Raw genomic sequence first — 12,822 nt, forward strand, 5'->3', positions numbered from 1 at the left:
AGGTAGTTTAATCTTTGATAAAAGGGAGCTTCGGCTCCCTTTTAAATATTGGTCAAATCCGAGGGACTATTCGTGCATCTGGAGCGTATTTTATACCACGGAATTAACTTAACGAGCTTGGCATAGACCACAAAAAACCGTGGTCCGTTGGCCTAATTTTATCTCAGATAACAAGTTGCCACAGCTTGTGCAAGTTTCGCCACCACGGCCATACACATGCAGTTTTTGGGCAAAATAACCCGGTTTACCATCCGCGTTAGTAAAATCTTTTAGCGTAGTACCGCCTTGATTAATTGCGTTTGCTAAAATGGTTTTTACCTCAGTTACCAACACAGTTAATCTTGCTATATCAATGCTACCTGCGGCAGCCTGCGGATGGATACTCGCCGCAAATAGTGCTTCATTGGCATAAATATTACCCACTCCGACCACAATATGATTATCCATCAAGCATAGCTTTATGGCCTTTTTTTTACCCACTAATGCTGCCAGTAATTGATTTGGGTTAAAGGCATGGGTTAGTGGTTCAGGCCCTAACTTTGATAGTAATGGATGCGCCTCTTCAGGCAGTTCATACCATAACCAAGCGCCAAATCGACGTGGGTCGTTAAAACGAAGCATACGACCATTTTGCAGCACTAAATCAATATGGTCGTGTTTTTCTGCTGGTGTATCTCGCGGTAAAATACGCAAACTTCCTGACATGCCTAAGTGCACGATAGTGATACCTGCATCAGTATCTATGAGTAAATATTTTGCCCTACGCCGGACACTTTTAATTGTTTGCCCAACTATGTTTTGCGCAACATCAGGTACCGGCCAGCGCAGTGATGCATTGCGGACTATCAACTGCTCAACCGTTTGATCAACAAGGTAAGGGGCAACGCCTTGGCGGGTGACTTCAACTTCTGGCAATTCAGGCATGGTTTATTATTTCACTTTTGAGTGGATGACTTTTGATGGACTGTTGATATTTTATGTTTATCAAAGCCCCCCTAAGATTGTACGTTCACGATAGGTAATAGATCAGTGCGTAAACTTGGGGGAATTTGATACCAATTAAAACCAGGTGATTGTAATAAACCTTCTTCGGCAAACAATAACCATACCTGAGCTTCATCGATATTTTCGATGAATAGGATGATTTTTATTGCTGCAGAAGTATGTACTGGCTCTGTTTTCAAAGCCGAGATGGCGATATTTTCCCAAGCTGCAGCCCATTGCTTACAGTTAAGTACATCATCTGAACATTGCCACTGACCTTGGTTATTGACAAAGGATTGGCCATTAATTTGCAATTGCTTTAATGGTAATTCGCTATCAAATAATGGCATAGCATCAGCTGGCAGTTGGGTGGTTTTACTGTCTATAAAGGTTAATACTGCAATCATCATTGCGCTGGCAAGAATAATAATCGTATTCCATTTTTTGCGTGATAAAGCCATAAACTCAACTAGGTGATGGATGAAAAAGTAAAGTTTATCATCTATCTCAAAAAATACGAATTAGCCCCCTGTTGCATTCATAAAGCGTAGAATTTGCACGCCTTGCTGATCGAAATGATGCGACTGAGGTTTAAATTTAATGCCTGATAAAATAGCGGCTTTTAAGCGTGCTATATCAGCAGGAAATTCTCTGACTATGGCTTTTAAATCAATTGAGTTCTCATTGCCTAAACATAACAATAGTCGACCTTCTACCGTCACCCTGACACGATTACACTCATGGCAAAAATTATTACTGTGTGGCGAAATAAAGCCAATGTGAATGTGACTATCAGCCATTTTAAAATATTTTGCCGGTCCACCGGTACGTTTGCTGGAGGGCACTAAAGCATAATGTTGCTCGATAAGTTGGCGCACTTCAGCGCTTGAACAATGCCTGCTACGTTTACGCTCATCCATCACACCCAGTGGCATTTCTTCAATAAAGGCGATGTCTAAATGCCGTTCTCGGCAGAAGTTGACTAAATCAATGACCTCATGATCATTTTGACCACGCAAGATAACCGCATTGATTTTTATTTTATTAAACCCAGCAGCAATAGCGGCATCGATACCCGCAATCACTCGGTCTAACTTGCCATTTCGTGTCAGTTGGGTAAATAACGTCGGGTTTAAGGTGTCCAAGCTAATGTTTAAACGAGATAAGCCATTGTCATATAATGGTTTTGCTAGTTTTGACAAGCGAGAGCCGTTGGTGGTCATCGACAAGTCTTCCAAACCGGGCAATTTCCCTAGTAATTTCACCAGCTGGTCGCAGTCGGTTCGCACTAACGGCTCGCCACCCGTTAAACGGATTTTTTTCACGCCTAGCTCTGTAAATGCTTGTGCCACCCATGACAATTCTTCTAAAGACAGAACTTGCTCACGCGCTAAAAACTCGGGGTCTTCACTCATGCAATACACACAGCGAAAATCACAGCGATCGGTTACCGATAATCGCAGGTACTCTACCTGCCGATTAAACCCATCTACAATTTGGCTCATATTTGACCTACTTCGTTTGCCTATCTGTTTGGCTGTGTTAACACAATTTAAGCATTTTCACGTTGGCTTAAATCATATTAAAGCACAGCGGCAAAGGGTTGAATGAACACTGACTGACCTTGAGCGATATGATCATCCTTTTCACCGATCACGATGAGGCAATTTCCCGTTACCATAGAGCTCAACATGCCAGAGCCCTGCGCCCCCGTTGACCTCACATGCACTTGGCCATCGGCTGCAATATGGTAAATACCCCGTAAAAATTCGCTACGGCCAGTTTTGCTGCGCAAAAACTCATCCGCTATTGCAGGTATGTAATGGGGTTGCCATGGTTGCGTGCCAGTTGATGATTGCTCGCCTGCCATTTTTCGTACGGCAGGTTGCACAAATTGTAAAAAAGACACCATAACAGCGACAGGATTTCCAGGTAATCCAAAAAACAGGCTGTTATTAATTTGCCCTACAGCAAGAGGTCTGCCTGGGCGCATGTTAATTCGCCAAAAGTTAATCTGACCAATCTTAGCTAACACCGTTTTGATGTAATCAGCGTTGCCAACAGACACGCCACCAGAGCTAATGACAATATCGGCCTTGGCAGAAGCTTGAAGTAAAGCGGCGGTTAAGGCTGTTTCATTATCTTCAATGATGCCTAAATCAATAATATTACAACCCAATTTACGTGCCATGGCTTTGATGGTGTAGCGGTTTGAATCGTAAATACAGTTAGGTTTTAACGTCTCGCCAGGCTGGCTGACCTCATCACCGGTAGAGAACACCGCAACGGTTGGCGCATGAACAACTTCAGCCTGATAACAGCCCAATGAAGCCAATAAGCCTAACTCTGCCGCACCTAAACGTGTCCCTTTACTCAAAGCAACATCATTTACGGCTATGTCTTCACCGGCTAAACGCACATGCTGCCCTTGTTTAATGTTGGCAGTGTCTAATAGGGTAACCTGATTATCTTGGGTGTCGCATAGCTCACGAGGCTGAATGGTATCAACACCTTGAGGTACTGGCGCGCCCGTCATAATGCGAACGGCTTCACCGGGTTGCACGACTTTGTCATAACCATGCCCTGCTAGCACCTCTGCAACCACATGTAATGGCGCGGCCCCAACATCGCTATACGCAAAACCGTAACCATCCATAGCGGAGTTGGTGTGCTGCGGAACATTCACCGGAGAAATACAATCACGGGCTAATACGCGATTATCTAACAGGTCTAAATCAACCATTTCCGTTGTTGTGATTGCAGAAACTTGATTAAGAATATGATTGATGCCCTGGGCCACTGAAAGACCTTGTTGGCCGCGCTGTGGCACTTCCGCTGACGCTAAATCAATGGGTAATGCCACCTTAGGTGCTTGCCAACTTTGTTGATATTGCACCACGAAATCTGCAATTTGACCGACATTGTTGAGGTCTAATCGAATGAGATCCGCAGGTGTTTGGGTTTCATCACAGCAGGCGATTGCCACAATATTGTCATCATGGGTATGAATAAAGGGTTTACCGTGTGAGGCACGATGAAGTTCAATTTTGGGTAATGCTAACTTTTTGAAACCTTCCACTAATACAATATCAACCTTGTCGGCTTCAATTTGTTTGAGTAAATGTGGCAAGCTGGGATCTGAATCTAATGCATCTTCAGTCATTAATGCCCAACGAACATGTGAGGCAACCAACATTTGTTTGGCACCGGCTTTGCGCATTTCATAGCTATCTTTACCGGGAATATCGACATCAAAATTATGGTGAGCATGTTTAATCACCGCCAGACGAAGGCCGCGACGATTGAGCTCTGGGATCAGTTGTTTTAATAATGTGGTTTTTCCCGTGCCACTGTATGCACAAAAGCCAAGAACGGGGATCGGCAGTGGATTGTTAAACACACAAGACATAATTACCTCTATTTTTAATTACTGCGCTATTTGCTCGGCGAGTTGTTGTTTTTGTTCTGGTGTATTGACGTTAATAAATGCCTGGGGCTGATCGGCAAAACCGGTCACCTCGTAGTGATGCTTCGCATACCAAAAATCGATTTTACGCTCGCCTGCATCTAAAAATGCTTTCATCGAGTCACGTAAACTCGGTTTAAGCAATAACACCACAGGTTGCTCACGTTTACCGTCGCTTGCTACCACCAGTTCAGCACCTGTTTGCTGCATAGTGGCAAGCATTCTGCTGGCTAAGTCATGGGGCAGCAATGGGCAGTCGCAAGGTACCACAAGCAAAAGATCTGCTTGAGTGCGTCCCATGGCGGTGATCATGCCTGCTAGGGGACCTAAATAACCAGAATCAATATCACTCATAACCTCATAACCAAACTCGCCATAACGCTGTTGATTTCGGTTAGCGTTGATCATGATGCGCTGCACTTGAGGTGCTAAGCGGTTAATGGTGTAGCTGATCATAGGTTGGTTATTTAATTCAACTAAACCTTTATCATCTCCGCCCATACGTCTGGCCATGCCACCCGCAAGAATGACGGCTTCAATGGTAGGTGAATTTTTATTTGGCGATGACATAGTGAGATCCCATAACGGAGTTATCTTGTTGAGTATCTAAATTAGGCACATGTTGGCTGGTATGAATAATCTGATCTTTGATATGCCAATGTTGTTGACATAAGGCGGTTAGACCACAGGTTTGATGGCTACTGATCAATAAACCCGTTCCTTCCATTTTAAGTTGATTGATCATCGCAAGCACCAGTTTTTGCGAATGCTTATCCATGTTAGAAATGGGTTCATCCAACATCAGCAGCTTGGGCTGACAAATCCACGCCCTTGCTATAGCAAGGCGTTGGCGTTCACCGCCGGATAAGTCACTGGCTGAATGCTGAAGTAAATCTGCCAATTGTGCCATATTAATCGCTTGCTCAAGACGTTGTTGTAGCGCCTTGGTGCGGCTTTTTCTTGTCGATAATCCATAGGTAAGATTGTATTTTACCGTACCATCAAAAAGATAAGGATGTTGATGTAAATAGACGGCTTTCCCCAATAACGACGCAGCCTGCCACCACGCTGGTTGGCTAAAACCTTGGCAAATTACACGACCATGCGACGGGGAGATTAATCCGGCCAATAGTTTCATCAGGGTGGATTTACCCGAGCCATTATCGCCCTGCAAATAGATAACATCGCCTTCCACAAAACGAAGTTTTTGAGCACTAAACAACCTGCGATCGTCAAATTGCATCACTAAATCAGTGGCCTCTACTGCGGCCTTCATCTGGGGAGCTACTGATAAACTCATTAGTGGCTCCTTGGCAGGGCTTTACCCCGTAATGAACCCAGTGCGAAATTAAGCACCAATGCCAAAATCAACAATACCAGCCCCAGTGCAATCGCTTGAGCAAAATCGCCCTTGGAGGTTTCTAATGCGATAGCCGTTGGAATATTACGGGTCACATTCATGATATTTCCCCCGACCATCATAGAACACCCCACTTCCGTTAAAATACGGCTGAATGCGGCAACAATAGCAAGCAATAAAGCCACTCGTAACTCACGACAGACGGTCCAAATTGCCATTAACCAGTTAGCACCTAAGGTGCGTGATGTTTCCCATGCACGACGATCAACACTGGCAAATGCCGCTTGCGATAAAGCCACCAGCACAGGTGCGCAAATGAGCATTTGGCCAAATATCATCCCATTTTGGCTAAATAACCACTTTAAGTCGCCCATAGCACCATTGCGAGTGAGTAATAAATACACCAGCAAGCCAATGACCACAGTGGGAATGGATTGTAAGGTTTGAATTAAATTAGTGACAATCCAGCGGCCGGGGAAATGCGTAAATGCGAGAAAAAATCCCAGCATAATAGAAGGAATTAAGGTGATAAAAAGTGCCGCAAACGAAACGGAAAAAGACACATTAATGATTGACCATACATCGGGGTCAAAAGATAGCAGCAAGCGAAATGCTTGCTGCAAAAGGGCTAACCAGCCTTCACTCATTTTTGATAAGTTGCCTTAAACAATTGCTCTCCTTGCACTGTGAATTCGTTAATCATTTTTTGTGCTGCAGGACTGACTAACCAGTCACTTAATGCTTGAGCACCTTGATGATTAAGTTCTGGGTATTTTGTAGGATTGATTAGCATCACTTGGTAAGGATTGGCTAACTCTTTGCCACCTTCAAAACGAATGGATAAATCCAGTTTAGCCTTAAATGCTACAAAAGTACCACGGTCTGTTAATGTGTAAGCTTGTAACTCGTTAGCCATTAACAAGGTTTTACCCATGCCTTGGCCAACTGAAGTATAGCCCGCAAAATCAGTTTTTACATGAGCTTGCTGCCAAATCTCTAACTCTTTCATGTGAGTGCCAGAGTTATCGCCACGGGAGATAAAGGTGCTTGGCTTCGCAGCAATACGTTCAAATGCTTCAAGCACACTTTTAGCATCATGGGCGCCTGCGGGATCATCTTTGGGTCCAAGTAACACAAAATCATTTTCCATTAAACCACGAGGTTGCACGCCATAGCCATCAGCAACAAATTTTGCCTCAGCCGCTGGAGCATGTGTCATAACGATATCGACATCACCTTGGCTAGCAAGTTTAATGGCTTGACCAGTACCGGTGGCAATCACTTGTACCGAATAGCCTGATTCTTTCTCAAACGTAGGTAATAATGCGCTTAATAAGCCTGAGTTTTCAGTGCTGGTAGTGGTGGCTAGTTTGATCACGCTATGCGCTTCGTGCTCGTGCGCTTGTAAAAACGGGCTAAAAGCCAAACTACTCATTATGCTAAATGAGGCCGTAAAACTGGCTATTTTTTTAAACATGAATCTATCCTTTTATACAGTGGTGATAAGGCATTATTTAATGAAAACAACATTAACACTAAGGTCAATAACAGCTAATGCAGCCCTAGGGTAAGCAAGTTAAATGCCAACAGCTTTAAGTGCAAATTCAGTTCACGACAAAACCTTAATTTGTGAAGCAGATCCCACGGTGATGAAAAACACATCAGACAAATTGTCCCAAGATCACTTTTCGGTGGTTCATACTGACCTAACTTGTATTATTAGGTGCTAAAGTGAGTTCAAATTGAGTCAAAATGTCCAACTGGAGCGGTAATGAGTATGTCTAGCAGTGTTAATACCAGTATGTCAGTGCTAATTGTTGATGATGAACCCGGCATGCGCAGTTTCTTATCTAAAGCGATGTTAAAAAAATTTGCGTTTGTTGAAACCGCATCAACAATTGCCGAAGCTGAGCAGGTTCGAAGCCAAGGACATTTTGATGTATTAATTGTTGATATTCGTTTGCCCGATCGCTCTGGTATAGAGTGGCATGAAGCGCTCGATGATACCGACCGTCAATCCGATATTATTTTCATGACCGGTTATGCTGATATGGATGTGGCCATCAAAGCCTTACGAGCAGGTGCATCTGACTTCATTATGAAGCCATTTCATCTTGAGCAAATGATGTCAGCGGTTGATCGCTGTATTGAAAAACGCTTACTCAAACGTGAAAACTTTATGTTAAAACGTGAGCTTTCCCACGGGCAGTCATCAACCATTATTGGCAGCAGCGATGCGATTAACGAAGTCAAACAAGTAATTGAACGTGTTGCACCTACCAATGCAGTGGTGTTGATTGAGGGCGAGTCAGGTACGGGTAAAGAGCTTGTAGCGAGGCAATTACATCAATTAAGTGACCGCACAGGTCCATTTGTGCCAGTAAATTGTGGTGCCATTGCACCTGAACTATTAGCCAGTGAATTGTTTGGCCATGTTGCAGGCTCATTTACTGGCGCGAAAACCTCAAGGGAAGGATTATTCAATTTTGCCTCAGGCGGCACCATCTTTTTAGATGAAATTGGTGAAATGCCAATGAATATGCAAACCGCTTTATTACGGGTATTAGAGCAGCGGGCAATTAGGCCTGTAGGCAGTGAAAAAGAGGTCAATATCGATGTTCGAGTGGTGGCGGCAACTAACCGCTTACTGGTGGAAGAAGTCGAAAAAGGACACTTTCGACGCGACCTCTACTATCGTTTAAATGTATTAAATATTTTGATCCCGCCTTTACGTGCTAGGCCTGAAGATGTTGTTGAGTTAACCCATCATTTTACGGTACAAATCTCTAAAGAATTAGGCATTAAGCCTGTGCTATGGAGCCATGAAGATTTACAAGTGTTAAAGCAACATGAGTGGCCAGGTAATATTCGTGAATTGAAAAACATGATTGAGCGTTGCATTTTACTGGGCAAGCCGCCTGCGGAATATTGGAAAAAAACCGCTACAACAGAAGCCATTGAAAACTTCGGCTACCCTCTAGATTGGACCTTGAAAGCCGTTGAAAAAGAGCATGTCACTAAGGTAGTTGATGCCCATGAAGGCAATAAATCTGCAGCCGCCAGAGAGCTAGGCGTGTCACGCAAAACATTGGACAGAAAGTACAAAGAGTGGTTAGGACAGATTTCTGATGAGCAAGAGGAATCGTAACCGTGTCTTTTTTTAAGCGAATTTTTGATATCAGCTGGCAGCAAATGCAAGCCAAAGTGCGTTACAGGTTATTAATTTTAACTTTGCTCCCCATCCTGTTGACGCTTGTCAGCTTGGTTTTTATTACCATTTATTGGAATATCAGTTACACCAGCCAACAATTATTTATGAAGGTGAAGGCGGATTTAACTGTTGCCGAAAACACCCTAGAGCAAGTGCAAAATCGCCAAGAACAGCAATTAATGCATGTGGCAAATTCATGGGCTTTTCAAACCGCTTTTAAACAACTACTTCAAGATAAGCATAACCAACAGGCTCGCAATACTATTTCCGAGGTACTTAATCAAACTAAGCAACAGCTTAGTTTGGATTTTTTGCGAGTGGTCAGCGTTGAACAGGTTAGTGGCGATACTGATTTAAGTGCTTTATTGCGAAAAAAACCTAAGTCACCGACTTCGGGCATGATGGTATTGTCGTCCAAACGCTTAAAAGAGATTGACCCACAATTAGCGCAATATGCCATTATCGATTTAAAAACAACCCAAAGGGCACTAGAACCTACAAAAGCACAGGAAAAACGCGGCTTAATTAGCCGCAGTGTGTTGCCCATTATTAATCCAGATTCATCGGTGTCTTGGTACCTTGATGGTGGCAATTTGCTGAATCGGGATACCGCTATCGTCGATCACATTCGCAATTTGGTTTATGACAAAGGCACTTTACCTGAACTATCTATTGGCTCCGTGACCGTGTTTTTAGACAATGTGAGAGTGAGCACCAATGTACCGATAAATGCCTCTTCTTCACAATATTCAGATCAAAATCGCGCTCTGGGCACATTGGTGTCAGAAGAGGTAAGAGAAAAAGTGTTAATCGAAGGTCAACCTTGGGTAGACAGAGCGTTTGTATTTAACGATTGGTATATTTCAGCATATGCCCCACTACTTGATATCTACGGCAAGCGCATTGGGATGGTGTACACCGGCTTTTCAGAAGGCCCTTTCATTAATAATTACCTGTTAAATATCATCGAACTGGGCAGCATTTTAATGTTGGTACTGTTTATTTCAGGATTATTGGTTTACCGCGGTGCGTACAGCTTATTAAAGCCGATAGAGCGAATTCATCACGTTGTTAAAGCGGTACAATCTGGTGGCAATGTCCGCATTGGTGAGTTGGGGTTAGATCGTGACAACGAACTTGCAAATTTGGCCGAGCAATTTGATAGCATGTTGGACTTGTTGCAGCGCCGTAATCTGCAAATCCAAGCCGCGGCAGAGCAACTCGAAGTCAAAGTCGAACAAAGAACCAAAAGCCTTCAGGATAAAACAGAAGAGTTGCAACGCAACGTGGCACTGCTCAATGAAACCCGTCAGCAATTGGTTACCAATGAAAAACTCACCGCACTCGGTGAACTGACCGCAGGTATCGCACACGAGATTAATAATCCTACCGCGGTGATCTTGGGCAACATGGAATTATTAAAGTACGAGTTGGGTGACCAAGCTGAGCAGGTATCGGAAGAAATTGAATTGGTTATTCAGCAAGTTGGACGGATCAGCACCATTATTCGCAGTTTATTGCAGTACAGTCGTCCCGGTGAGTTTAATGCCCCGATTGAAATGCATCAGGTCACGCCGATTGTTGAAGAGGTATTAGTGCTGGTGCGCCATTCCATTCAAAAGCAACAGGTGGTGCTGATCAAAGAGCTCAACGCCAGTTGTCCCGTTGAGGTGAATCGTCCACAGCTTCAGCAGGTATTAATTAACCTTGTTGTGAATGCCGCCCATGCCATTGAAGCCAAAAAAGAGCCCACTTCAGAGCGCATCTGGATCCGAACGCATGACTGGCTGCAAAATGATGAACCCATAGGGGTCAAAATTGAAGTGGAAGATGAAGGCGTAGGGATCAGTGCAGAGCAGCTGAGCCGTATTTTTGATCCTTTTTATACCACGCGTAAAGATGGTACAGGTTTAGGATTATCATTAAGTTACGGTATTATCAAACGCCTAGGTGGCACGATTGAAGTGAAATCAACCGAAGGTAAAGGCACAGTATTTATTATTGGGCTGTACTACAAAGCCAAAGATGAGCACACCAATAATCCTTATGATGGCTTACATTTTAGTTAATTTCGGTCATTTTTAGGCAAAAAAAAGCCGGATGATTAATCCGGCCACAAAGAGTGTGTGAGCAATGTCGTGCTTGCGAACTCAGCCTAACAATAAAGGTGATGAAGCTTTAAAATTGCAACTGAGCTTTGGAACGCACACAAATAGTAATCATTCTCATTATCGTTTGCAAGCTTTATTAATAAAACTGATTGCAGCTTTACATTATCACCAGCCGAAGCCAGCTAGATTACTGACTTACAGTAAAATTAAGCTGTTTTTGTAAATGCAGCTTATGCTGACTAATGTTGCTTTGATCCGCTTCAACAGCCGTAATTTGATACTGACGACTGACCAGCATATTCAACATGGCATTAAATTGGTTACGTGTTTTGACTGATAGGGTAACGTACCCTTTATGTGCAACCCACTTTTCTTGGTATTCCAACATCGACTTAGCTAATCCTAACTGACGAAAATCGGGTAATACACCACCTAACCAACTATAAAACTCAGTGTCATGCTTGGCATAGCCTAATTTAAATCCAGCAACCTCACCTTCAACGTAAGCAATTAAGATTAAACAGGGTGCTGAATTTAATCGCTGTTGAATATCCGCTTGGGTTTGTGGGCTATCTAATTCCGGGACTTGTTGCGTCAATTGGGCGATGAGTTGGCAAACAGTGTCAGTTGCATCGGTAAATTCACGAATTTCTAAAGTGTACATCTAAGCTCTCCACAAGCGGTATTTCAGGTATTTGAAGGCCACTATTATAACAGGTCTGTCCAGTTGAGTTTATGATTAGTTTAAGCCTATAAACGAACGAAAACTCTGTTTAAACTTCAGATGCTTATCGATATATTGAGCTTTAAAGATGTACAGGTGTAGGCTGGCTTTACAATTTTAAGGAATAAAAAAAGCGCGATAATGCTCACTATCACGCTTGATCGAGTATTTTGAATCAATCTGTTTCAAATAAGAAAGCGATTTTTCGGTTTAATCACGCCCTCAAAATAGCAATATTGTGCTAAAGAATGCGCACTGAGTGTTGGTGTGTACTGAGCAATTTATCTTGTAATACGCGCAGCAATACCCCGTAAGCCGGTAAGAATAATCCCAAGCTAACAATCAATTTAAAACCATAGTCAATGGTGGCGATTTCCGGCCAGTGCGTAGACATAAAAGCATCTGTTGAAGCGTAAAAGGCCACACTGAAAAATACCAATGTATCGACTAAATTACCTATCAAGGTTGATGCTGCCGGCGCAATCCACCATGCACGCACTCTTCTTAATTGCGCAAATACCGTGATATCCATTAATTGGCCTACAAGATAGGCAATAAAGCTGGCAAATGCGATGCGAAAAACAAAAGTGTTCACCTCTAATAAGGCACTAAACTGTTGAAATTGCCCTTGATGGAACAAAACACCAATTAAATACGACACAACTAAAGCGGGCAGCATAGCTTTAAAAATAATTTGTCTAGCGGCTTGTTGGCCAAAAATACGGACGGTGAGATCGGTGGCTAAATACACAAATGGAAAGCTAAAGGCGCCCCAAGTGGTGTGGTAACCAAAGACTTGAAAAGGTAATTGAACCAGATAATTACTGGCACAAATAATCAGTATATGAAAGCTGACTAAAAATAGCAGCGCACGACGCGTTTGCGTCTGAGTAAGTTTTAACATCTTGTGGCCTTTTTATTTGGGTTAGGCGGGGTGAGGGAACCCGCAATTTTATTGACTGCAAG

The 12,822-nt window shown here is 43.2% G+C and carries 12 protein-coding genes; 2 read left to right on the forward strand and 10 right to left on the reverse strand.

The features are described from left to right. Window positions 1-108: 108 nt before the first annotated feature. The 8 genes from mutM to OHT75_RS06750 form a co-directional block, all read right to left on the reverse strand. Complete coding sequence (gene mutM / locus OHT75_RS06715; RefSeq protein WP_264725722.1) at window positions 109-924, reverse strand: bifunctional DNA-formamidopyrimidine glycosylase/DNA-(apurinic or apyrimidinic site) lyase; 816 nt, start codon at window positions 922-924, stop codon at window positions 109-111. A 71-nt stretch (window positions 925-995) separates the two neighbouring features. Further along, complete coding sequence (locus OHT75_RS06720; protein ID WP_264725723.1) at window positions 996-1,445, reverse strand: hypothetical protein; 450 nt, start codon at window positions 1,443-1,445, stop codon at window positions 996-998. A 60-nt stretch (window positions 1,446-1,505) separates the two neighbouring features. Further along, a complete protein-coding gene (gene moaA, locus OHT75_RS06725; RefSeq protein ID WP_264725724.1) occupies window positions 1,506-2,489 on the reverse strand; it encodes a GTP 3',8-cyclase MoaA in 984 nt (327 codons plus the stop codon). Window positions 2,490-2,566: 77 nt separating this feature from the next. Continuing rightward, on the reverse strand, window positions 2,567-4,393 hold the full coding sequence (locus OHT75_RS06730) for a bifunctional molybdopterin-guanine dinucleotide biosynthesis adaptor protein MobB/molybdopterin molybdotransferase MoeA (RefSeq protein WP_264725725.1): 1,827 nt from the start codon (window positions 4,391-4,393) through the stop codon (window positions 2,567-2,569). 18 nt (window positions 4,394-4,411) lie between these two features. Further along, on the reverse strand, window positions 4,412-5,020 hold the full coding sequence (gene mobA, locus OHT75_RS06735; RefSeq protein WP_264725726.1) for a molybdenum cofactor guanylyltransferase MobA: 609 nt from the start codon (window positions 5,018-5,020) through the stop codon (window positions 4,412-4,414). Then, window positions 5,004-5,750: an ABC transporter ATP-binding protein gene (locus tag OHT75_RS06740; protein WP_406681983.1), complete on the reverse strand. Its 747-nt coding sequence runs from the start codon at window positions 5,748-5,750 to the stop codon at window positions 5,004-5,006. The genes mobA and OHT75_RS06740 overlap by 17 nt, the downstream gene beginning before the upstream one ends. Then, window positions 5,750-6,457 carry an ABC transporter permease gene (locus tag OHT75_RS06745; protein WP_261298330.1) on the reverse strand — a complete coding sequence of 236 codons (708 nt, stop codon included), beginning with the start codon at window positions 6,455-6,457 and terminating at the stop codon, window positions 5,750-5,752. Before OHT75_RS06745 ends, OHT75_RS06740 begins: the two co-directional genes overlap by 1 nt. Then, window positions 6,454-7,245: a substrate-binding domain-containing protein gene (locus tag OHT75_RS06750; protein WP_264725816.1), complete on the reverse strand. Its 792-nt coding sequence runs from the start codon at window positions 7,243-7,245 to the stop codon at window positions 6,454-6,456. Before OHT75_RS06750 ends, OHT75_RS06745 begins: the two co-directional genes overlap by 4 nt. Window positions 7,246-7,581: 336 nt before the next feature. Between OHT75_RS06750 and OHT75_RS06755 the strand changes: the two genes are divergently transcribed. Continuing rightward, window positions 7,582-8,958 (forward strand): sigma-54-dependent transcriptional regulator, encoded by a 1,377-nt coding sequence (locus OHT75_RS06755; protein WP_264725727.1) that lies wholly within the window; start codon window positions 7,582-7,584, stop codon window positions 8,956-8,958. Window positions 8,959-9,002: 44 nt separating this feature from the next. After that, on the forward strand, window positions 9,003-11,090 hold the full coding sequence (locus OHT75_RS06760) for a sensor histidine kinase (protein ID WP_406681987.1): 2,088 nt from the start codon (window positions 9,003-9,005) through the stop codon (window positions 11,088-11,090). A 229-nt stretch (window positions 11,091-11,319) separates the two neighbouring features. On the opposite strand, the gene OHT75_RS06765 is transcribed toward OHT75_RS06760, so the two are convergent. Further along, window positions 11,320-11,796 carry a GNAT family N-acetyltransferase gene (locus tag OHT75_RS06765; RefSeq protein WP_264725729.1) on the reverse strand — a complete coding sequence of 159 codons (477 nt, stop codon included), beginning with the start codon at window positions 11,794-11,796 and terminating at the stop codon, window positions 11,320-11,322. Window positions 11,797-12,097: 301 nt separating this feature from the next. Continuing rightward, entirely contained in the window at window positions 12,098-12,760 is a 663-nt protein-coding gene (locus OHT75_RS06770; protein ID WP_264725730.1) for a 7-cyano-7-deazaguanine/7-aminomethyl-7-deazaguanine transporter, read from the reverse strand. Window positions 12,761-12,822 lie beyond the last annotated feature (62 nt).

This window comes from Shewanella subflava, from assembly GCF_025971955.1.
Classification (GTDB): domain Bacteria; phylum Pseudomonadota; class Gammaproteobacteria; order Enterobacterales; family Shewanellaceae; genus Shewanella; species Shewanella subflava.

Excerpts from the sequence above, each read along its gene's own strand:
- mutM (WP_264725722.1), bottom strand. The coding sequence starts at position 924 with ATGCCTGAATTGCCAGAAGTTGAAGTCACCCGCCAAGGCGTTGCCCCT.
- OHT75_RS06720 (WP_264725723.1), bottom strand. The coding sequence starts at position 1,445 with ATGGCTTTATCACGCAAAAAATGGAATACGATTATTATTCTTGCCAGC.
- moaA (WP_264725724.1), bottom strand. The coding sequence starts at position 2,489 with ATGAGCCAAATTGTAGATGGGTTTAATCGGCAGGTAGAGTACCTGCGA.
- OHT75_RS06730 (WP_264725725.1), bottom strand. The coding sequence starts at position 4,393 with ATGTCTTGTGTGTTTAACAATCCACTGCCGATCCCCGTTCTTGGCTTT.
- mobA (WP_264725726.1), bottom strand. The coding sequence starts at position 5,020 with ATGTCATCGCCAAATAAAAATTCACCTACCATTGAAGCCGTCATTCTT.
- OHT75_RS06740 (WP_406681983.1), bottom strand. The coding sequence starts at position 5,750 with ATGAGTTTATCAGTAGCTCCCCAGATGAAGGCCGCAGTAGAGGCCACT.
- OHT75_RS06745 (WP_261298330.1), bottom strand. The coding sequence starts at position 6,457 with ATGAGTGAAGGCTGGTTAGCCCTTTTGCAGCAAGCATTTCGCTTGCTG.
- OHT75_RS06750 (WP_264725816.1), bottom strand. The coding sequence starts at position 7,245 with ATGAGTAGTTTGGCTTTTAGCCCGTTTTTACAAGCGCACGAGCACGAA.
- OHT75_RS06755 (WP_264725727.1), top strand. The coding sequence starts at position 7,582 with ATGAGTATGTCTAGCAGTGTTAATACCAGTATGTCAGTGCTAATTGTT.
- OHT75_RS06760 (WP_406681987.1), top strand. The coding sequence starts at position 9,003 with ATGCAAGCCAAAGTGCGTTACAGGTTATTAATTTTAACTTTGCTCCCC.
- OHT75_RS06765 (WP_264725729.1), bottom strand. The coding sequence starts at position 11,796 with ATGTACACTTTAGAAATTCGTGAATTTACCGATGCAACTGACACTGTT.
- OHT75_RS06770 (WP_264725730.1), bottom strand. The coding sequence starts at position 12,760 with ATGTTAAAACTTACTCAGACGCAAACGCGTCGTGCGCTGCTATTTTTA.